Source organism: Bradyrhizobium sp. LA6.8 (assembly GCF_040547935.1).
In the GTDB taxonomy this organism is placed as follows: domain Bacteria; phylum Pseudomonadota; class Alphaproteobacteria; order Rhizobiales; family Xanthobacteraceae; genus Bradyrhizobium; species Bradyrhizobium barranii.
Genome location: NZ_JBEPQQ010000007.1, coordinates 238,579 through 257,425, shown reverse-complemented (window position 1 = coordinate 257,425; position 18,847 = coordinate 238,579). Strand labels below are relative to the sequence as shown.

The following is an 18,847-nucleotide window of genomic DNA, read 5'->3' as shown; positions in this document are numbered from 1 at the left end:
AACCTCGCGTTGACGGCAGCCGTAACAGGGCTGCCACCTCCTGCGTAGATACCTATATTCCCACCAAGATCGCGAGCGCGCCGCCTGAGCCCTTGGCTTGTTGCATTGGCTCAAGCGACGGACAGCTCGCCTCGGAGAGCCAATCATGCTGTTCATGCGCAAGACCACCGCATTGCCGAGCGCCACGGAGGCGCTGCCGGGCCGTGCGCAAGCCATTTCCACCGCGACCACCCATTTCGTCAACGGCGCGAAGTTGCAGCCGCCTTATCCGGCGGGCCTCGAGCAGGCCGTGTTCGGGCTCGGCTGCTTCTGGGGCGCCGAGCGCAAATTCTGGCAGCTCGGCGACGGTGTTTACGCGACCGCTGTCGGCTATGCCGGCGGCCACACGCCGAACCCGACCTATGAGGAGACCTGTTCGGGACGCACCGGCCACACCGAAGTGGTGCTGGTCGTGTTCGATCCGAAGAAAATCTCTTACGCGAAACTCCTGAAGACGTTCTGGGAGAGCCACAACCCGACGCAGGGCATGCGCCAGGGCAACGATGTCGGCACGCAGTACCGAAGCGCGATCTACACTTACTCTGATGCGCAGAAGAAAGCGGCCGATGAATCGAAGGCGCTCTATCAGAAGGCGCTTGCCGCAAAAGGTCTCGGCGCCATCACCACCGAGATCGCGCCCGCCGGCGCGTTCTATTTCGCCGAGGACTACCATCAGCAATATCTGGCGAAGAACCCCGCCGGCTATTGCGGCCTCGGTGGCACCGGCGTGTCCTGCCCGATCGGCGTGGGCGTGAGCGCGTAAGTTCGCCACGAACAACTCGTCATGCCCGGGACAAGCCCGGGCATGACGGAGTGCGTGGTGCCATCGCATCCGCATTGCCGCGCTGCCCCCCTCAACGCTTTGTTAACCATAACCGGTGCAAGACTGGACCGTCTCGTTTCGAGGGATAGGTCCTGTGCCGGTTGCACGCGCGTTTCGATGGTCGATCTTGACAGCCTCCTTGGCAGCGTCCGCCGCGCTTGCCCTCGGCGGCTGCATGCAGACCGCCGGTCCCGTCGCGGTCATGCAGCCCCGTGCCGATCTCGACTCCATGGCCTATGGTCAGCCCTATGGCGCACCACAGCCCGTCGTCGTCGCCGACGGTGGCGGCGCCATCGGCGCGCTGCGCAATTCCTTTGCCTCGTCGCCTGCGCCCATGCCGGTCGGCTACGCTGCGCCGATGGCGGCGCCGGCGCGCTACGACTCCTCCTATCATCTCGATGCCGGCGACAGGCTGCGCGTCGTGGTCTACGGCCAGGAAGGCCTCACCAACAGCTACGCCATCGATGCCGGCGGTTCGATCACCATGCCGCTGATCGGCGGGGTGCCGGCCCGCGGCCGCACCCCGGCGGGTCTCGCCGGTGAAATCGCCGCGCGCCTCCGCAACGGTTACATCCGCGAGCCCTCGGTCGCGGTCGAGATCGAAGCCTACCGCCCGTTCTTCATCCTCGGCGAAGTCACCGCACCCGGCCAATATCCTTATGTGCCGAACATGACGGTCGAAAGCGCGGTCGCGATCGCCGGCGGATTCTCGCCCCGCGCCAAGCGCGACGTGGTCACCGTGACGCACACCGAAGCCGGCGGCGCGATGCGCGCCATCGTCCCACTCGGCACCCCCTTGAGCCCCGGCGACACCGTGTTCGTCGGCGAGCGCTGGTTCTAGCTCACCGCCGAAAATCCAGCCGCCCGTTTGGAAAGCACCCGTCGATCCGCGCGGCATCGACCACGAGCCCGACCCATGGCCGCGTGATCGCAGGCGTGGTCAGGTTGATGTACTTTCCGGCCAGGCGCGCGCCCTCGCGCGCAGCATCGATCAGGCCGTGCCGGCGGCCATGGTCCCAGTCGAAACGCAGATAGATCCGGCTCCCCGCGATGCGGATTTCCGCGCGCCCGTCTTTCCATCTGTCCGGCGTATCGCCTGCAATGGTCGGATCGGCGCCACCATTCCATCTGCTAGCCCAGATGCCTTCGAGCGGATCGGAGAGGGCGGCAATGGATGTCCATGCCGCCGCGTTGATGTCGGCCGCATCGCCGGCCAGCGTGGCGGTCGCCGCGTAGTCCATGACTTCAGTATCGTCCGGGCCCGGGACGTCCATGGTTCCGAACGGATTGCGAATGACGAGGTGCGTGATGGCTTGCTGCATGGCGATCTCCCGGCGCGAGTTGGCTTGATCGGCCAGCTCTATCGCCGGGTGCCGTGATGCAGCCACCCGATTCCTGCTTTGAGTGGCGCGCGCTACTTCGTCAGGTGCTTCGCGAAAAACGCCAGGCTGCGCGGCCAGGCGACATCCGAGCTCGCCTTGTCGTAGCTCGGCCGCTCGTCGCAATGGAAGCCGTGCTGGGCGCCCGGGTAGATGAAGACTTCCACATCCGGCCGCTTCGCCTTGACGGTCTCGACGTCGGTCAGGGGAATGCCGGCGTCCTTCTCGCCGAAATGCAGTTGCGTCGGCACCTTCGGCTTCTCGTCGGCGAAGCGCACCACGGCGCCGCCGTAATAGCCGATCGCGGCCTTCAGGCCCGCCAGCCGCGTCGCCGCGACAAAGGCGACGCTGCCGCCCAGGCAAAAGCCGATGATGCCGACCGGCCCGACGCTCTTCACCGCGTCGATCGCGGCCTGGGTGTCGCGCAGCATCGCGTCCCAGTCGGGACTGGCGACGAACTTGCGCGCCTCGGCGATCTCGTCGGGCGTGTAGCCCGACTGGAAGTTCGGCGAGGTCCGGTCGAAGATCGACGGCGCGATCGCGACATAGCCTTCCCTAGCGATGCGGTCGCAGACCGAGCGGATGTGATGATTGACCCCAAAGATCTCCTGGATCACCACCACCGCGCCCTTCGGGGCGCCTGAGGGATCGGCGCGATAGGCGCCGAGCTGGAAATGGTCGGAAGCCGTCAGCTTGATGTCCTGTCCCACGCGGGTTGTCCTTCTTTGTTGTCGATCCGAAATTTCAGCTCTCTGCCCTCATCCTGAGGAGCGCTCCAACGGAGCGCGTCTCGAAGGATAGAGGCCCGTGAACGCATCAGCGTGGCCTTCATCCTTCGAGACGCTTGCTCCGCAAGCTCCTCAGGATGAGGGGAGGCGGCTGTGCGTCGCTCTCACTCCCACATCCAGTTCTCGCCGTAGTCTTCCTTCCATCCCGCCAGCCGTCCGTGACGGAACTGCAGGAACAGGCGATGGCGGTAGGGGATCAGACCGCTGCCGCCGAGGTTGCGAAGCGCGAGATAGATCTCGTTGCCGGGCCGCCCGCGCACATATTGCAGCGGCTGCCCCAGTGCCCGCGCGGTCTGCTCGGCATCCATGCCGAAGGCGAGCGGCGTGTTGTTCGACAAGGTCGCAACGAAGGGCCGGCGCGGCGGCGTGCCGCCAAACGGCTCGGCCTGCGCAGACATCGATAGCAGCACCGCGCTCGCAGCCAGTATCGCTTGCTTCATTGCCAGTGTCCCTGTCCGACCGTCCTATCCCGGCAAGTTCTTCAGGAAAGGCGTCACCGCGTCAATAAAAGCCTTGGGCTGATCGATGTTGACGGCGTGACCGGCGGCGGGGATCACGACCTTTTGTGCGCCGGGAATCTTTGCGGCCATGTAGTCGGACGCGGCGAGGAACGGCGCGTCGTCGGCGCCGACCACGATGAGGCAGGGCACCTTGATGTCGGGGAGCAGCTCGATCACGCGGGCGTCGCGCTGGGTCAGCATGCCGCGTGCGGCGAGCGCCAATCCCCTGGCATTGCGATGGCTCGCGGTGGCGCGCTCGCGTGTCGCCGACTTCAGCATGTCGAGACCTTCATGGTCGAGCTTGTCGGCAGTCGCAAGCGCCCGTGCATTCCAGGCCTCGCGCGCGTCGTCCTTCTTGAAGCCGGGGCCGGTGTCGATGATCAGCAGGGCACGGGTGCGTTGCGGATAAGCGCGATAGAACGCGAGCGACATGTAGCCGCCGAGGGAGAGCCCGCCGATGATGGCACGCTCGGTGCCGACCGCATCCAGGATCGCGGCCATGTCGCCGATGGTGAGCGCTTCGCTATAGGCATGGGGATCGTCGGGATAGTCGGACTGGCCGTGGCCGCGCATGTCCCACAGCACGAGCTTGTGGTCCTTCGCGAGCGCGTCGATTTGGCCATGCCACATCGCCGAGGTCGAGGAATAGCCGTGGGTGAGCAGCAGCGGCGGACCCGCGCCGTGAACCTCGTAGTAGATCCCGACGCCGTCCCGATCGATTTTTGGCATGTCTCCCGCCTCTTTATGCTGGTTGTTGTTTTCGCGTCGATCCTAGCCCGACGGGTTACCTGGAAGAAACTGCCTGAACGCGATGGCACGCATGCCTGATGCATTCTCTGTTGCGTCCAGTCGCTGCATCGGGTGCCGTTGTCGCAACGCACAACACTGAGCTGCCGCGATAGTTTCGATCGATTCCAAATTGCATTTGCCTCTGGCTGCGAACCCGATCATTCTTGCGATCAAGGTGGGCGCCAGCCCGGTGGGCGTCCACTGTTCAAGTTGCCGCCGTAAGCGGCTTCATGCACCGGCAGGGGAAGACGCCTATGCCAACTCTCACCATCAACGGGCGGAGTCTGTCCGTGGATGCGGCGAACGACACGCCGCTCCTCTGGGCGATCCGCGAGCAATTGCAGATGACCGGCACCAAGTTCGGCTGCGGTGCCGGGCTTTGCGGTGCCTGCACCGTGCACGTCAACGGCGAGGCCGTGCGCTCGTGCCAGACCATGGTCGGCGACGTCGCCGGCAAGAAGATCACCACCATCGAAGGCCTTTCCGCCAAGGGCGATCATCCGCTGCAGAAGGCGTGGATCGCCGAGCAGGTGCCGCAATGCGGCTACTGCCAGTCCGGGCAGATCATGCAGGCGGCCTCGCTGCTGGCCAAGAATGCCAATCCGACCAAGGAGGAGGTCGTGGCGCATATGGACGGCAATCTCTGCCGTTGCATGACCTATTCGCGGATCCAGAAGGCGATCATGCGCGCCGCTACCGAGATGCGCACCGCATCCGTCTCCGGCAACGAACGGAGGCCCACATGAATAAGCACGTGAACACCATTACACCCGAGACGACCGATCTCAGCCGCCGCTCCTTCCTGGTCGGCACGGCAGCGACCGGCCTCGTGCTCGGCTATGCCGGCGTACCCGGCATCGGTGAGGCGCTTGCTGCGCCTTCGAACTTCGAGCCGAGCGTCTGGTATGCGATCGCGCCCGATGGCCTGGTCACCGTGACCTGCGGCAAGGCCGACATGGGCCAGCACATCGCCTCCACCATGGCGCAGATCGTCTGCGAGGAATTGGGCGCGAAGTGGAGCGACATGCGCGTCGCGCTTGCCTCCAACGATCCGAAGTTCAACGACCCCGTGCTGGGTGCGCAGATCACCGGCGGCAGCTGGTCGACCATGATGAACTTCGACGCGATGAGCCGGGCCGGCGCAGCCGGACGGACGGCATTGACGGAAGGCGCGGCCGCCGCGATGGGCGTGCCGGCGTCGGAGCTCGTGGTGCGCGATTCCGTGATCTCGCATCCGAAGTCGAAGAAGCAGATGTCGTTCGCCGATGTCGTGAAGAGCGGCAAGGCGACCAAGACCTTCACGCCGGACGAGCTGAAGGCGATCAAGCTGAAGACGCCGGATCAGTACACCATGATCGGCGTGTCGGTGCCGCAGCTCGACATTCCCTCCAAGACCAACGGCACGGCCAAGTACGGCATCGACGTGATGCTGCCGGGCATGGCCTATGGCGCGGTGGTGACGCCGCCGGTGCGCTTCGGCGCCACGGTGAAGTCGGTCGACGACTCGGCTGCGAAGAAGGTGCCGGGCTTCATCAAGGCCGTCACCCTCGACGACAAGACCGGCACGACAACCGGCTGGGTCGTCGCGGTCGCGAGCACCTACGCCAATGCCAAGAAGGCGGCCGCGGTGCTCAAGATCGCCTATGACGGCGGTCCGAACGCGAAGGTCTCGAGCGAATCGCTGCTCGACGAAGCCAAGCGGCTTCAGAAGCTCGAGGATTCCGGCCAGTTCTTCGTCAAGGACGGCGATCCCAACGCGGCGTTCGGCTCGGCCGCAAAGGTGCTGGAGGCGGAGTACACCACCAGCATCAACATCCACGCGCCGATGGAGCCGATGAACGCCACGGCGGAGTTCAAGGGCGACATCCTGCACATCTATTCCGGCAACCAGTTCGCGACGCGCTCCGGCGCGATCGCGGCAGGAGCCGCCGGGATCGATCCGAAGTTCGTGGTGATGCACCAGATGTGGCTCGGCGGCGGTTTTGGCCGCAGGCTCGATGCTGACATGATGGTGCCGGCGGTGCAGGCGGCAAAGGCCATCGGTAAGCCGGTGAAGGTGATCTATACGCGCGAGAACGACATGACGATGGATTTCTCGCGTCCGCTCACCTACCAGAAGGTCAAGGCCGGCGTGGATGGCGACGGCAAGCTCGTCGCGCTCAGCCACGACGTCGTCTCGGCCTGGCCGACGGCGCGCTGGGGCATCCCCGACTTCCTGACGCCCTCGGTCGACAAGAAGGGCCCGCTCGATTCCTTCACGGTGAATGGGGCCGACTTCTTCTACACGGTGCCCAACCATTATGTGCGCGCGATCAAGAACGAGCTCGCGCACAATGCGACGCCGTCCGGGCAGCTTCGCTCGGTGGCGCCCGGCTGGACGTTCTGGGCGGTCGAAAGCATGATCGACGAGATCGCGGCTGCGACCGGCAAGGACCCGGCGCAGTTCCGCATCGCGCTGCTCGACGGCAAGGGCAAGAACGACGGCGGCGCGCAGCGGCTGCGCAACACGCTGCTCGCCGCGATGGGGCTGTCCGGCTACGGCACCAAGCAACTGCCGAAAGGCGAGGGCATGGGCGTCGCCTGCGTCTCCTCGCAGGAACGCGCGACCGCGAGCTGGACGGCGTGTGTCGCCCATGTTGCGGTGGCGCCGTCGGGCGAGGTGACCGTGAAGAAGCTCACGGTCGCAACCGACGTCGGCACGCAGGTGCATCCCGACAACATCCGTGCCCAGGTCGAGGGCGCGGCGCTGTGGGGCCTGTCGCTGGCGATGTACGAGAAGGCGACGCTCAAGGACGGTGGCATCGAGCAGACCAATTTCGACAGCTACACGCCCTTGCGCATGAGCCAGATGCCCGAGGTCGCCGTCGCCGTGATCGCCAACGGCGAAAAAGCCACCGGCGTTGGCGAGCCCGCGGTGACGGTCATCGCCCCGGCAATCGGCAACGCCATCTTCAACGCCTCAGGCGCCCGCATCCGGGCCCTGCCGATCACGGCCGAGGCCGTGAAGGGGGCGATGAAGGCGTGAGGCGAGGCGTAATTGCCAAGTAAGCTGATCCGCCGGAGGGCAACTTCCGGCGGATTTGTTTTGGTAGGCGTCTCCACAATCTCGCTGTCATGCCCCGCGAAAGCGGGGCATCCAGTCCGCCGCGGCCTCTCGGTCCGGCCGCGCCGCCTCGGCGTACTGGGTCGCCCGGTCAAGCCGGGCGACGACAGCGGAGAGTGGGTGAGAGCGCCCAAAATTCCCGTTTCCCATCAATGCCCGTTCTACTGTGCATGGGGTTGTTTTCGCCGTTTTCGACTGGAACCGTGCCGGGACCCAAAATCCCTAAAATTGCGCGCAATTCCGCAGGGTTTCATTGGGCACGCCTCTTAAGGGCCGGAGAACCTGATCCGGCTTAGGCTGACGCCAAATCCAGTCCCGTGCTCTGGGGAAGCCATGAACGCGCCAGCCAAATCCGCCGCCAAACGCCGGCTCTTGCTCGCTTCCGACCGGAGCGACGAGAGCACCGAGCTTGCCAGCATCCTGAAGGCCGTGGGCGACGTTTCGACGGTGACGACGCAGGACATTCCCGAGCAGCCGTCGCGCGATCTGTCCGGTCTCGTGGTCGACATCAATCTGCGCTCGCCCGAGAGCGTGCAGCGGGTGCGCAACAAGCTGCGCGGCGATGCCTATCGCACGATGCCGCGGCTGTTCGTGCTCGCCGATGCCCTGCATCACGGCACCATGCAGGCCTGGGCACTGGGCGCCACCGACACGATCTCGCGGCCGCTGCAGCCCGATGCGATTCTTCAGCGCATCCGCGCCGCGTTCCCCGACACCGCCACTTACGACGCGACCGATCGCGGCAAGACGCTCAACCGCGGCGTCGAGGCGGCGCATGCGGTGCTGAGGAAGATGTTCGAGAAGCTGCCGCTCGGCGTGCCCCTGACCTTCGACGACGTCATCGCCGCCGAGAGCAAGATCCTGAAGGCGATCAAGCATTCATCGCTGCGCGAATGGCTCACCACCGTCGGCTGCCATCATGTCGGCAGCTATCGCCACTGCCTGTTCGTCACCGGCTTCGCCGTCGCCTTCGCGCAGCATCTCGGCATGCGCGAGGACGACCAGCGTCGCCTGACCCGCGCCGCGTTGCTGCACGACGTCGGCAAGGCCTTCGTTCCCTCCGTGCTGCTCGACAAGCCGGGCAAGCTCACCGACGAGGAGATGGCCGAGGTCCGCCAGCATCCGCGCCGCGGCTATGACGCGCTCGCGGAGCAGGGCGGCTTCCCGCCGGAGATGCTCGACGTCGTGCTGCATCACCACGAATTCCTCGACGGCTCTGGCTATCCGAACGGCCTGTCGTCGAACCAGATCAGCGATATCGTGCGGGTCACGACGATCGTCGACATCTACGCGGCGCTGGTGGAGAAGCGCGCCTACCGCATGCCCTTCACCCACTCGCGCGCCTTCACGATGATGGAAGGCATGGGCGGCAAGCTGGATCAGCAACTGCTGCAGGCGTTCCGGCCGGTGGCGCTGGGATCGTTCTGAATTCGGTCTCGTAGGGTGGGCAAAGGCGCAAAGCGCCGTGCCCACCATGCTTCCTCAATTGCGACCCAAATGGTGGGCACGCTTCGCTTTGCCCACCCTACGGCAGTTCGTCGTTTGGCGCGGCCGCTCACCCCACCATCTTCCGCAACTCCGCCTTCGCCACCTTCTCCAGCGTCGAGCGCGGCATGTCGTCGACGAGCCTGATTTCGCGCGGCACCTTGAAATCCGCGAGTCCCGCGCCGCAGGCCGCCATCACGCGATCATGCAGATCGGGCGCAGCGCCCGCGACGCCGCCGTGCGGGATGATGAAGACAACAGGCACCTCGTCCAGCATCGGATGCTTCTTCGCCACCACCGCGGCTTCGCGCACGCCTGCTACCACCGCGATCACCTGCTCGATCTCGGAGGCCGCGACGTTCTCGCCGCCGACCTTCAGCATGTCCTTGGCGCGGTCGCCGAACCTGATGAAGCCGTTCTCCAGCCGCTCGACGCGGTCGCCGGTGAGAAAGAAGCCGTGCTCGTCGAAGCTTTCGCGCGTCGCCTTTTCATTGTGCAGATATTCGGCGAACAGCGACAAGCCGGGGATGCCCTTGATTGAAAGATTGCCGGTATCGCCGACTTCAGTCGGCCGTCCATCGTCGTCGGTGATGCGGATCTGATATTCGGGCGCGGCGCGCCCGATCGACATCGGGATGTTGGGCTGGTCGACCTCGCCGATGATGCCGTGGGTGATGGTCTCGGTCATGCCCCACCAGCCGATCATCTTGACGCCGAACGCAGCGAAGGCCGGCGGTTCGTTGATGGCGGTGCCCCACAGGCGGAATTTGTGGTCTTTCGGGATCTCCTGCTCGAGCAGCGCCTTCATGCAGAACGGAATCGTCGAGGTCCAGGTCGAGCCGTGCTCGCGCGCGACGGCCCAGAAGCGGCTTGCGGAGAACCGCGGCTGGATCACGCAGGTGGCGCCGACCCACAGCGTTGCCAGCATCGAATAGGCCAGCGCATTGGTGTGGAACAGCGGCAGATAGGTCTGGTGCACGTCGCTGGCGTGGAGGTCCTCATGCGCGGCGTTGATCTTGGCGCCCCACAGCGCGTTGGCATGGGTCCACAGCACCGCCTTCGGGCGCGAGGTCGTGCCTGACGTGTACTGCACGCTGCACGGCGCGAACGGGTCGGTCGCGCGCCTGGGACGGTCGGCGCTGTCGGCGAACAGCGATTCAAAACTGTTGCCGCGCGAGACCGCTTGCGCGGGCGCCGCGCCTGCATCGTGCGAGGTCACCGCCAGCCAGCGGATGTTGCGGCAGCTTTGCGCGACGAGCTCGGCATAGACCGGCTGCGTGATCGCGGCGACCGCGCCGCAATGATCGGCGAAATATTCCATCTCCGCCGGTGCCGAGCGGGTGTTGGTGGTCACCGCGATGGCGCCCAGTTCGACGCAGGCGAACCAGGCCAGCAGCGCCTCGATGCAATTGTCGAGATGAATGAGCACATATTCGCCCGGCTTCACGCCGCGCTTCGCCAGCCCCGCCGCGAGCGCGCCGACGCGCTCGTGAAACTCGCCATAGGTCCAGCGCCGCGCCGGCGCGCCGAACGGCGCCCAGATCAGGAACGCATGATCGCGTCGCACTTCTGCGCGCAGCTTCAGCAGCCAGGGCACGTCGAGCCCGTCGAACGGTCCTACGAGTCCGGCTGCGGTCTGTTGGATAGGCATGAATCCTCCCCGTGCAGCCTGCATCTTGATGGCGGCTGGTTTTTGATTATTGCGTCTTCCTGCCATCGGAAGGCGCGGGGAGCAAATCGGCGGGGCATTTGCGGCAGTACGCGCTTTCTCCCCCGTCATTGCGAGCGCAGCGAAGCAATCCAGACGGTCTCCGCGGGGGGCAGTCTGGATTGCTTCGTCGCAAGGGCTCCTCGCAATGACGATGGGGCAGGCGGCGCGGCCTACCGACCACCGTCCTCGTACGACGAAATCTCAATCAGACTGCCATCCGGATCCCTGCAATAGACCGAGCGCAGCGTGCCGCGGGCACCCTGCTTGGGAACCGGGCCTTCCTCGATCGCGACGCCATGTGCCTTCAAATGCGCCACGACTTCGTCGGGCGATGCAGACGTGAGGAAGCACAGATCCTCGCTGCCGGCGGTCTGATGGTCCGCGGTGAACCACTCCACCTTGTCGGCATCGCGCGGCCGGACGTTGATCTTTTGGTTACCGAATTGCAACGAAGTCCGCGGCGCTTTGCCGCCACCGGGGTCGAACACCTTGACTTCCATGCCGAGAATCTTGCGGTACCACTCGGAGGTCACTGCGACGTCGGCGACGTTGATTACGAGATGATCGAGGGCTTCGACCTTGACCGGCATGCCTTAATCCTTTCGTCGTGATGCGCCCGGCGCACTTTCCGCCTGCAGCAAGCTTTGTTACAACCGCGTCGACGCCACTTTGAAGCCATCTGGCTTTCAAGAACAACACGTTGGGAGAATCCTTGAGATGATCACTCGCCGTACCGCGCTGGGCCTGCTCGCCGCCAGTCCGCTTGCAGCAACCCCGCTGTCGAAGGCCTTTGCCGCCGACTATCCGGCCCGGCCCGTGAAATGGGTGGTCGGCTATCCGCCGGGCGGAGCCACCGACATCCTGGCGCGGCTCATCGGTCAGCGGCTGTCGGAACGGCTCGGCCAGCAATTCGTGATCGAGAACAAGCCCGGCGCCGGCAACAATATCGGCACCGAATCGGTCGTCAATGCCGAGCCCGACGGCTACACGCTGCAGCTGGTCAATCCGGCCAACTTCATCAACGCTTCGCTCTACACCAACCTCAAATTCAACTTCGTGCGCGACATCGCGCCGGTGGCCTCGTTCCAGCGGGTGCCGAACGTGATGACCGTCAACAAGGACGTTCCGGCCAAGAACGTCGCCGAGTTCATCGAATATGTGAAGGCCAATCCCGGCAAGGTGAACATGGCTTCGTCCGGCAACGGCACCTCGGTGCATCTGTCCGGCGAGATGTTCATGGCGCTGACCGGCTGCAAGATGCAGCACGTGCCCTATCGCGGCGCGGCGCCGGCGATCACCGACATGCTCGGCGGCCAGGTGCAGGTGATCTTCGACAACATGCCCTCGATCATCCAGCACATCCGCTCCGGCTCGCTTCGCGCGATCGGCGTCACCACCACGGAGCGCTCGCCGCAGCTGCCCGACGTCCAGGCGATCGCCGAGACCGTGAAGGACTACGAGGCCAGCGCGCTGTTCGGCATGGGCGCGCCGAAGAACACTCCCAAGGAGATCATCGCCAAGCTCAACAATGAGATCAATACGCTCATGAAGGAGCCCGACATGACCAAGCGCCTGGTCGAACTCGGCGGCGAGCCGCGGGTGCAGACGCCGGAGGCGTTCGGCGAGGAGATCAAGGCCGAGACCGAGAAGTGGAAGAAGGTCGTCGAGTTCGCCGGCCTGAAGGTCGAGTAGCGATCTTGTGATCCCTGAGATTGGAGCCCTGCCGCCTGGCAGGGCTTTTTTCTTGCGTACTTCGTTCGGTTGATCTGGAATAAAACGGCGCGGCGAAACCTGATGATACATGGCGCGTATCTCGCCCTGTGAAGAGAGGAGTCTGGATCATGCGCAAGACGCAATTGGCGCTGCTGACGCTGGGCGCGACGGTCCTTGCCGGCTTCGTCACCGTCACGCCCGCGGCGGCCCGCGACTATCCCTGGTGCGCCCAGGGCGGCGAGTATGACTATCCCGGCGAATGTGCCTACAGCACCTATGAGCAATGCCAGGCCAGCGTCTCCGGCCGCTTGCTGTACTGCGGACCCAATCCGCTTGTGGCCTATGGTCAGGCGCCGCAGCCGCAACCTCGGCCGCACCGTCGCGCGCGGCCCGTTGCACCGTACTAGCCGCGCGCACATTGCGCAGCCGCGTATTTTTGCGCGATCGCTCCGGAATAAACCGGCTCCGCGAGCCTTTCACTCTGTGAGGTCGGATGTCGCGCGGCGAACATGGGAGGTCGGTCATGGGCAAGGCGCAATTTGTGCTGGGCACCATAGTCCTTGTGTGGCTCGCTGGCGGGAGCCCGGCGCGCGCGGACTATGATTACGCGTGGTGCATTCAGAACTCGGAATACGGCTATCCCGGCGACTGCTCCTATCAGACCCGCGAGCAGTGTCAGATGAGCGCGTCGGGCCGCAAGGGCTATTGCGCGCAAAATCCTGCCCAGGTGGCCGTACGGCCTCCGCTTCAGCCGTCACTACGCGGTCGGTACGTTCGTCCGTATTAGTCGCGCCTCACACTGAGCACTGCCTGATCACGCAGTCGTGCGGATCCGGACGCGCGGGTTCCTGCTTGACGCCTTCTCGCTCACGTCTATACTAAACCAAATGGTTAAGTATAGAGACGAGACGCTCGACCGGACCTTTGCGGCGCTGTCCGATCCGACGCGGCGTGCCCTTCTCGCGCGGCTCGGCGAGCGGGACGGCCTGTCGGTGAGCGAGCTGGCCGCGCCGTTTCCGGTCTCGCTGCCGGCGATCATGAAGCATCTCGACGTGCTCACGGATGCGGGCCTGATCGTGCGGGAGAAGACCGGACGCACGGTGTCCTGCCGGCTCACCGCGCAGCCGATGGAGCAGGCGATGAACTGGCTCAATCGCTACGCGCAGTTCTGGTCCGAGAAGTTCGACCGCCTCGCCGCCTTCGTGGAGGACAAGACATGGCCAACGCAGCCGTCAACGCCGATCCCCGCACAGCCGAACGTCCAAGCGAACGTCCAAGCCTCACGCTCACGCGCCGGCTCCGCGCACGGCCGGAGAAAGTCTACGCCGCCTGGACGCAAGCCGCGCAGCTAGTCCAGTGGTTCGGGCCGCCGAACATGAAGCCGGCGACGCTGGACGCCGAGCTCGATGTCCGTACCGGTGGCCGCTACCGCATCAGCTTCACCGGTGACGACGGCGAATATTTCGAGGCCGGCGGCATCTATCGCGAGGTCGTGCCGAACGAGCGGCTGGTGTTCACCTGGGCCTGGCATTCGACGCCGGAGCGCGAATCGCTGGTGACGATCACGCTGAAGCCGGATAGCGCCGGCACGCTGATGATCTTCCATCACGCCCAGTTCTTCGACGAAACCGCACGCGACAATCACCAGCGCGGCTGGAGCTCGTGCCTCGACAAGCTCGACGCTTTCGTCGCCTGACACCATGGAGGATATCGTGCAGCAACATCAGATCGTCTCGCGCGAGCAATGGATCGCGGCCCGCAAGGCCCACCTGGCGCATGAGAAGGAGCTCAGCCAGGCCCGCGAGCGCCTCGCCGAGCAGCGCCGCGCGCTGCCCTGGGTGAAGGTCGAAAAGAACTATGTGTTCGACGGACCGAACGGCAAGGTGACGCTCGGCGATCTCTTCGGGAGCCGCCCGCAGCTCGTGGTGCAGCATGTGATGTTCGCTCCCGACTGGGAGGCCGCGTGCAAGAGCTGCTCGTTCTGGGCCGACGGTCTCGATCGCATCGTGCCGCACCTCGCCGCGCGCGACACCTCTACGGTTGCGATCTCGCTGGCACCTAGCGCCAAGCTCGAGGCCTTCAAGAAGCGAATGGGCTGGACCTTCGACTGGGTCTCGTCAGGGAGCAACGACTTCAACTACGACTACGAGGTCTCGTTCACGCGCGAGCAGATCGACAAGGGCGTGCCGAAATACAATTTCGGCACCACGCCGTTCTACGGTCCGGAGCTGCCCGGTATCAGCGTGTTCTACCGCAACGAGGCCGGCGAGATCTTCCATACCTATTCATGCTTCGCGCGCGGTCTCGACATGATGAACGCGGCCTATCAATATCTCGACCTCACCCCGCTCGGTCGTCACGAGGACGGCCTGCCCTATCCGATGGACTGGGTCCGCCTGCGCGACCAGTACGAGCCGCAGGCGAAGGGGGCGTGCTGCCACGGGTGAGACGGCGGGTGCGCCGGATCCTCATCAAAGGTGTCATCGCCCGGCTTGACCGGGCGATCCAGTACTCCGAGACGGTCGTGTCGAATCTAGAAGCCGCGGCGTACTGGATGCCCCGCCTTCGCGGGGCATGACAGCGGAGGCTGAAGCGCAGTCTACCGCTTCGCGTCGGCCTGCTCCGTGCCATTGCACGAGATCAGCATCGTGTACGGCCGCGCGTTGCCGGCGATGTCGGTGGTCTTGAGCTCGCCCTTGGGCTCGGCGGTCTGGTAGGGCACCACGGAATTGTCGAGGAAGTCGCGCAGCATGCCGGTCTTGATGGCGAAGTTGATGTTCTCCGGAATGTTGCCGGTCGCAGCGACGATGCGCAGCGCGGGGATCTTTGCGGTGACCACGCCCACGATCTGACCGGTGGTGTCGAACAGCGGGCCGCCGCTATTGCCGGGCTGCACCGGCGCGCTGATTTGCAGGAAACGCGTGTCGTTGCGCATGCCGCTGAGCGAGCTCGCGATACCGGTCGTCACGGTGAAGTCCGACGTGAGCAAGCCATGGAAGGGAAAGCCGATTACGATGACGGAATCGCCGGAGCGAATCGAGCGATCGCGGATCCGCGCAAAGTCCTTGAATGTCGTCGTCGACGGCGCCTGCAACAAAGCGAGATCGTTGTTGACGTCGCTCGATACGACGCGCAGCACCATCGCGGCCTCGCCGGTGAGGTTGCCCTTGATGTCGCCGACACAGCCGTCGATCACGTGGTTGTTGGTGACGACATGGCCGTTCGCACTGACCACGAAGCCGGTGCCGGTCTTGGCCCTGGCAACTTTGCTGCCGGCCGACGGCGCCTGCTTGTCCGGCGCAGGCTGCGGCTTGGCGGCCATCTTGGTGAAGTCGCCGGCCTTGTCGAGCCCGTCGGCTTTCACCTTGGTCACGCAATTGGCCAATGCCGCGATCACCGGCCCGGTCGAGGTCAGATCGAAATTCAGAACGGCGCGGCCGGCCGTCGCCACCATCAGGCTCGCCTTCTGGAATGTACGCACAACATTGACCGGCATGATGGCCGTGAGCATGTTAGGCTGGTACGCCGTGGCGAACAGCCTGGCTTGCTCCTGCCCGTCAAAGGTCACGTCGATCGCGGCGTTCTCGCCCTTGTTGAAGCGGTAGCTGGGACTCGCAAAGGCGAGCGACCATGTGCCGGCGGCATTTTGGCTCACGACGAGGATGACGCCGTTCGCATAAGGCGTCGTCGCGGCGCAATGGGAGAAAGCGCCCGTCTCGTCATTGCTGAAGGCGCCGCCGATCCAGTTGCCGACATTGACGCTGCCGAATGGTCCTTTCGCATGCGCGATGCCGGCGACGCTCACCTGCAACAGAGACGCAACGACAAATAACTTGAGCCACATACTTCCTTCCCCCCGGAACGCTTTTGAAGCCATCTTATCCGGCCGAGGTCGTGCGGCGCAACCGGCAGTTGTCTGCGTGGATCGGACCATCCGGCGGCGACTTCCGGGCTTGCCTTTACTTTGCGGTGCGATATACTTTGCGATACAAAGTGACGGGGCGGGCGGTCCCGGTTAATTGGGCGGAGCGGGGTTTTGGCGTTGCCAATGCGCGATCTCGACAAGGCACTGGCCGACATCGTGGCGATCCGCAACCAGATTGCAGCGGGCACAGCATTCCGCGGCTATGGCCCGGCGACGATCGCTGCGACGGGCGTCGTCGCGCTTCTTACCGCAATCCTCCAATTCTGGCTGCTCGGCGATCCCACAAGCGAGCCGGTCGGCTTCTTCTTCGGCTGGTTCATGGCCGCGGTGCTCTCTGTTCTGATGATCGGCATCGAGATGCGCGCGCGCTCGCGCCGCCATCACTCGGGCCTGGCCGATGCCATGATCCATCAAGCGGTCGAGCAGTTCCTGCCCGCAGGCGTCGCCGGCGTGCTGCTCGCGGTGGTGATGTGGAAGTTCGCGAGCGAGACGCTGTGGCTGTTGCCCGGCCTGTGGCAGATTCTAGTGTCGCTCGGCATTTTCGCTTCCGTCCGCTCGCTGCCGCGCACCGTCGCGCTCGCCGGCGCCTGGTATTTTATTTCCGGCTTCGCGGTCGTGGTGCTCGCGAGCCGGACTCACACGCTATCGCCATGGACCATGGGACTGCCCTTCGTGATCGGGCAGTCGGTGATGGCGGGCATTCTGTATTTCGCGTCCGGAGACCATGATGTCGAAGACTGACAGCGCACCCTTTTCCTATGAAGGGCTCGACCGCGTCATCCACGAGAAGGCGAGGCTCGGGCTTCTGACTTCGCTGATGGCGCATCCGAAGGGTCTGGCATTCGCCGACCTCAAGCAGCTCTGCGGCCTCACCGACGGCAATCTCAGCCGGCATCTCGCCGTGCTCCAGGAGGCCGGCCTCGTCGAGGTGACCAAGGGCTATGAGGGCAACCGCCCGCACACGACCTGCCGCCTGACCAAGGCCGGCCGCCGCCGCTTCCTCGACTATCTCGCCGTGCTCGAGCGGCTGGTGCGTGACGCCGCCAAGGCCGCCGGCCGCGACGCGCCGCCGCTCGGCCGTCTCGGTATCATCTCGACCTGATCCCCCCTTTTTTGACCGGAGACTTTGCAATGCAAAGCGACATGACCTCTCGCAACGAGAAGCTTCACGTCGGCATCATCATGGACGGCAACGGCAGGTGGGCGACGCGCCGCGGCTTGTCGCGCCTGCGCGGCCACGAGGCCGGCGTGGAGGCGATCCGCCGCATCGTCGAGGCCGCACCCAAGCAGGGCATCGGGACGCTGACACTTTACGCCTTCTCCACCGACAATTGGCGACGGCCGAAAACCGAAGTCGCCGCGCTGATGACGTTGCTGCGCTTCTATCTCGCCAACGAGGTGCAGAGCCTCGCCAGGAACGGCGTGCGCCTCACCGTGATCGGCCGCCGCGACCGTCTGCCCGACGGCATCGCCAATGCGATCGCGCGCGCGGAAGACGCCACCGCGCACGGCAGCGCGCTTCACCTGCGCATTGCGGTCGACTATTCCGCGCGCGACGCGATCCTCAACGCCGCAGCGAAGGCGGCGGCATTGACGAGCCTCACCCGCGAAGCCTTCTCGCAGCTCGTTACCGGCGAAGCCGGCCTTCGCGACGTCGATCTCATCATCCGCACCTCCGGCGAGAAGCGGCTGTCGGACTTCCTGCTCTGGGAAGGCGCCTATGCCGAGCTGCACTTCACCGAGCGGATGTGGCCCGAATTCGACGCGGGCGATCTCTCCGCGGCTCTGGCGTCCTTCCACGGCCGCGAGCGCCGCTTCGGCGGCCTCCAGGCGATCATGCCCGACGAGGTGCCGTCACTCTCCCGTGTGTGATGCGCGGCACGGGACAACGAGCTGTTCGTTTTCAGCCGCATGATTGGCAGTGGTGTCCAAGCCGCGGAAGCGCGGTCTCGGTTAGGTGTGCGGTCCACGCAACCTGCCGAGAGCATCACGCATGTCACAGCTGTTTCCGGGAGCCGTCGTTGAGGCGCTCGAACTGGCCGAAGCGAAGGGCATGGTCTGCATCAGGACCGCCAGCGTATCCGACGTCGAGAACCTGTCGGTCTATTTCACCGGCCTGTCCACGACGTCGCGCAACAAGCGCTTCATGGGCGCGCGTACCGACTTCGCCCTGGTCGCTGCCGAATGCGCGGCGAGGACGGGCCGTCCCGGTCATTTCACCCTGCTCGCCGAAGTCAGGCAGGGAGGGCAGCACACCATCATCGGCGAAGCGAACTACGCCTATGATGCGACTGCACGGCATGGCGAGTTCGCCATCTCGGTCGCCGATGCGTTCCAGCGCCTGGGCCTCGGCTTGCAGATGATGACGGCGATGGAGACGCGTGCGACCGATCTTGGCCACGAGATGATTGCGGCCGAGACTGCGCGGACAAATGCCGAGATGCGCGGTCTGGCAAAGAAGGCGGGCTTCCGGGATACCGGCCTCGGGGACTGGCAGTCGGTTCACCTCGCAAAGCGCTTGTCGCGATAGCTGTCCGCGCGTTGCCGCCTGGCACGGATCGTGCTTTAGTATCGCCTGGATTTCCCCAGCGA

General features: G+C 65.0%; 21 protein-coding genes and 1 pseudogene. 15 read left to right on the top strand and 7 right to left on the bottom strand.

What is annotated here, in order from left to right:
* Positions 1 to 145: 145 nt before the first annotated feature.
* Positions 146 to 802 carry a peptide-methionine (S)-S-oxide reductase MsrA gene (gene msrA / locus ABIA90_RS30460; protein WP_354119102.1) on the top strand — a complete coding sequence of 219 codons (657 nt, stop codon included), beginning with the start codon at positions 146 to 148 and terminating at the stop codon, positions 800 to 802.
* 154 nt (positions 803 to 956) lie between these two features.
* The gene (locus ABIA90_RS30455) at positions 957 to 1,703 is read left to right on the top strand and encodes a polysaccharide biosynthesis/export family protein (RefSeq protein WP_354119101.1); all 747 of its coding nucleotides are present in this window, start codon (positions 957 to 959) and stop codon (positions 1,701 to 1,703) included.
* 1 nt (position 1,704) lies between these two features.
* Here the strand turns inward: ABIA90_RS30455 and ABIA90_RS30450 are convergent, their stop codons facing one another.
* The 4 genes from ABIA90_RS30450 to ABIA90_RS30435 all read right to left on the bottom strand — a co-directional run bounded on the left by ABIA90_RS30450 (position 1,705) and on the right by ABIA90_RS30435 (position 4,258).
* The gene (locus tag ABIA90_RS30450) at positions 1,705 to 2,184 is read right to left on the bottom strand and encodes a hypothetical protein (protein ID WP_354119100.1); all 480 of its coding nucleotides are present in this window, start codon (positions 2,182 to 2,184) and stop codon (positions 1,705 to 1,707) included.
* 92 nt (positions 2,185 to 2,276) lie between these two features.
* Positions 2,277 to 2,951 carry a dienelactone hydrolase family protein gene (locus tag ABIA90_RS30445; protein ID WP_354119099.1) on the bottom strand — a complete coding sequence of 225 codons (675 nt, stop codon included), beginning with the start codon at positions 2,949 to 2,951 and terminating at the stop codon, positions 2,277 to 2,279.
* A gap of 182 nt (positions 2,952 to 3,133) precedes the next feature.
* Entirely contained in the window at positions 3,134 to 3,469 is a 336-nt protein-coding gene (locus ABIA90_RS30440; RefSeq protein ID WP_028151120.1) for a hypothetical protein, read from the bottom strand.
* A gap of 24 nt (positions 3,470 to 3,493) precedes the next feature.
* Entirely contained in the window at positions 3,494 to 4,258 is a 765-nt protein-coding gene (locus ABIA90_RS30435; RefSeq protein WP_354119098.1) for an alpha/beta fold hydrolase, read from the bottom strand.
* Between the two features lie 314 nt (positions 4,259 to 4,572).
* Between ABIA90_RS30435 and ABIA90_RS30430 the strand changes: the two genes are divergently transcribed.
* The 3 genes from ABIA90_RS30430 to ABIA90_RS30420 all read left to right on the top strand — a co-directional run bounded on the left by ABIA90_RS30430 (position 4,573) and on the right by ABIA90_RS30420 (position 8,849).
* Positions 4,573 to 5,064, top strand: coding sequence for a (2Fe-2S)-binding protein (locus ABIA90_RS30430; RefSeq protein WP_014491023.1), 492 nt, complete (start codon positions 4,573 to 4,575; stop codon positions 5,062 to 5,064).
* On the top strand, positions 5,061 to 7,343 hold the full coding sequence (locus ABIA90_RS30425) for a xanthine dehydrogenase family protein molybdopterin-binding subunit (protein WP_354119097.1): 2,283 nt from the start codon (positions 5,061 to 5,063) through the stop codon (positions 7,341 to 7,343). The genes ABIA90_RS30430 and ABIA90_RS30425 overlap by 4 nt, the downstream gene beginning before the upstream one ends.
* Positions 7,344 to 7,754: 411 nt before the next feature.
* A complete protein-coding gene (locus tag ABIA90_RS30420) occupies positions 7,755 to 8,849 on the top strand; it encodes an HD-GYP domain-containing protein (protein WP_166066153.1) in 1,095 nt (364 codons plus the stop codon).
* Between the two features lie 127 nt (positions 8,850 to 8,976).
* Here ABIA90_RS30420 and ABIA90_RS30415 read toward each other — a convergent pair whose 3' ends face one another.
* On the bottom strand, positions 8,977 to 10,557 hold the full coding sequence (locus ABIA90_RS30415) for an ATP-dependent acyl-CoA ligase (RefSeq protein ID WP_354119096.1): 1,581 nt from the start codon (positions 10,555 to 10,557) through the stop codon (positions 8,977 to 8,979).
* Between the two features lie 230 nt (positions 10,558 to 10,787).
* Positions 10,788 to 11,207 carry a VOC family protein gene (locus tag ABIA90_RS30410; protein ID WP_354119095.1) on the bottom strand — a complete coding sequence of 140 codons (420 nt, stop codon included), beginning with the start codon at positions 11,205 to 11,207 and terminating at the stop codon, positions 10,788 to 10,790.
* 127 nt (positions 11,208 to 11,334) lie between these two features.
* On the opposite strand from ABIA90_RS30410, the gene ABIA90_RS30405 reads away from it, so the two are divergent.
* The 6 genes and pseudogenes from ABIA90_RS30405 to ABIA90_RS30380 all read left to right on the top strand — a co-directional run bounded on the left by ABIA90_RS30405 (position 11,335) and on the right by ABIA90_RS30380 (position 14,777).
* Positions 11,335 to 12,309, top strand: a complete 975-nt coding sequence (locus ABIA90_RS30405) for a Bug family tripartite tricarboxylate transporter substrate binding protein (protein ID WP_063980089.1) — start codon at positions 11,335 to 11,337, stop codon at positions 12,307 to 12,309.
* Between the two features lie 149 nt (positions 12,310 to 12,458).
* Positions 12,459 to 12,737 (top strand): DUF3551 domain-containing protein, encoded by a 279-nt coding sequence (locus ABIA90_RS30400; protein ID WP_247305812.1) that lies wholly within the window; start codon positions 12,459 to 12,461, stop codon positions 12,735 to 12,737.
* Between the two features lie 86 nt (positions 12,738 to 12,823).
* Positions 12,824 to 13,117: a DUF3551 domain-containing protein gene (locus tag ABIA90_RS30395; RefSeq protein ID WP_321576601.1), complete on the top strand. Its 294-nt coding sequence runs from the start codon at positions 12,824 to 12,826 to the stop codon at positions 13,115 to 13,117.
* A gap of 100 nt (positions 13,118 to 13,217) precedes the next feature.
* A complete protein-coding gene (locus tag ABIA90_RS30390; protein ID WP_354119094.1) occupies positions 13,218 to 13,682 on the top strand; it encodes an ArsR/SmtB family transcription factor in 465 nt (154 codons plus the stop codon).
* Between the two features lie 11 nt (positions 13,683 to 13,693).
* Positions 13,694 to 14,026, top strand: a pseudogene (locus tag ABIA90_RS30385) (SRPBCC family protein); the annotation flags it as partial.
* A gap of 16 nt (positions 14,027 to 14,042) precedes the next feature.
* Positions 14,043 to 14,777 (top strand): DUF899 domain-containing protein, encoded by a 735-nt coding sequence (locus ABIA90_RS30380; protein ID WP_354119093.1) that lies wholly within the window; start codon positions 14,043 to 14,045, stop codon positions 14,775 to 14,777.
* Between the two features lie 152 nt (positions 14,778 to 14,929).
* On the opposite strand, the gene ABIA90_RS30375 is transcribed toward ABIA90_RS30380, so the two are convergent.
* Positions 14,930 to 16,174 carry a S1C family serine protease gene (locus tag ABIA90_RS30375; protein ID WP_354119092.1) on the bottom strand — a complete coding sequence of 415 codons (1,245 nt, stop codon included), beginning with the start codon at positions 16,172 to 16,174 and terminating at the stop codon, positions 14,930 to 14,932.
* A gap of 204 nt (positions 16,175 to 16,378) precedes the next feature.
* On the opposite strand from ABIA90_RS30375, the gene ABIA90_RS30370 reads away from it, so the two are divergent.
* From ABIA90_RS30370 to ABIA90_RS30355, 4 genes are all read left to right on the top strand, one after another.
* Positions 16,379 to 16,996, top strand: a complete 618-nt coding sequence (locus ABIA90_RS30370; RefSeq protein WP_354119091.1) for a hypothetical protein — start codon at positions 16,379 to 16,381, stop codon at positions 16,994 to 16,996.
* A complete protein-coding gene (locus tag ABIA90_RS30365) occupies positions 16,983 to 17,357 on the top strand; it encodes a winged helix-turn-helix domain-containing protein (RefSeq protein ID WP_063985952.1) in 375 nt (124 codons plus the stop codon). Before ABIA90_RS30370 ends, ABIA90_RS30365 begins: the two co-directional genes overlap by 14 nt.
* 29 nt (positions 17,358 to 17,386) lie before the next feature.
* A complete protein-coding gene (locus ABIA90_RS30360; RefSeq protein ID WP_063980082.1) occupies positions 17,387 to 18,127 on the top strand; it encodes a di-trans,poly-cis-decaprenylcistransferase in 741 nt (246 codons plus the stop codon).
* 121 nt (positions 18,128 to 18,248) lie between these two features.
* Positions 18,249 to 18,785 (top strand): GNAT family N-acetyltransferase, encoded by a 537-nt coding sequence (locus ABIA90_RS30355; protein WP_354119090.1) that lies wholly within the window; start codon positions 18,249 to 18,251, stop codon positions 18,783 to 18,785.
* Positions 18,786 to 18,847: the final 62 nt, after the last annotated feature.

Coding starts and splice junctions, on each gene's coding strand:
- msrA (WP_354119102.1), top strand. CDS start 146: ATGCTGTTCATGCGCAAGACCACCGCATTGCCGAGCGCCACGGAGGCG.
- ABIA90_RS30450 (WP_354119100.1), bottom strand. CDS start 2,184: ATGCAGCAAGCCATCACGCACCTCGTCATTCGCAATCCGTTCGGAACC.
- ABIA90_RS30440 (WP_028151120.1), bottom strand. CDS start 3,469: ATGAAGCAAGCGATACTGGCTGCGAGCGCGGTGCTGCTATCGATGTCT.
- ABIA90_RS30435 (WP_354119098.1), bottom strand. CDS start 4,258: ATGCCAAAAATCGATCGGGACGGCGTCGGGATCTACTACGAGGTTCAC.
- ABIA90_RS30430 (WP_014491023.1), top strand. CDS start 4,573: ATGCCAACTCTCACCATCAACGGGCGGAGTCTGTCCGTGGATGCGGCG.
- ABIA90_RS30425 (WP_354119097.1), top strand. CDS start 5,061: ATGAATAAGCACGTGAACACCATTACACCCGAGACGACCGATCTCAGC.
- ABIA90_RS30420 (WP_166066153.1), top strand. CDS start 7,755: ATGAACGCGCCAGCCAAATCCGCCGCCAAACGCCGGCTCTTGCTCGCT.
- ABIA90_RS30415 (WP_354119096.1), bottom strand. CDS start 10,557: ATGCCTATCCAACAGACCGCAGCCGGACTCGTAGGACCGTTCGACGGG.
- ABIA90_RS30410 (WP_354119095.1), bottom strand. CDS start 11,207: ATGCCGGTCAAGGTCGAAGCCCTCGATCATCTCGTAATCAACGTCGCC.
- ABIA90_RS30405 (WP_063980089.1), top strand. CDS start 11,335: ATGATCACTCGCCGTACCGCGCTGGGCCTGCTCGCCGCCAGTCCGCTT.
- ABIA90_RS30400 (WP_247305812.1), top strand. CDS start 12,459: ATGCGCAAGACGCAATTGGCGCTGCTGACGCTGGGCGCGACGGTCCTT.
- ABIA90_RS30395 (WP_321576601.1), top strand. CDS start 12,824: ATGTCGCGCGGCGAACATGGGAGGTCGGTCATGGGCAAGGCGCAATTT.
- ABIA90_RS30390 (WP_354119094.1), top strand. CDS start 13,218: ATGGTTAAGTATAGAGACGAGACGCTCGACCGGACCTTTGCGGCGCTG.
- ABIA90_RS30375 (WP_354119092.1), bottom strand. CDS start 16,174: ATGTGGCTCAAGTTATTTGTCGTTGCGTCTCTGTTGCAGGTGAGCGTC.
- ABIA90_RS30370 (WP_354119091.1), top strand. CDS start 16,379: ATGCGCGATCTCGACAAGGCACTGGCCGACATCGTGGCGATCCGCAAC.
- ABIA90_RS30365 (WP_063985952.1), top strand. CDS start 16,983: ATGTCGAAGACTGACAGCGCACCCTTTTCCTATGAAGGGCTCGACCGC.
- ABIA90_RS30360 (WP_063980082.1), top strand. CDS start 17,387: ATGCAAAGCGACATGACCTCTCGCAACGAGAAGCTTCACGTCGGCATC.
- ABIA90_RS30355 (WP_354119090.1), top strand. CDS start 18,249: ATGTCACAGCTGTTTCCGGGAGCCGTCGTTGAGGCGCTCGAACTGGCC.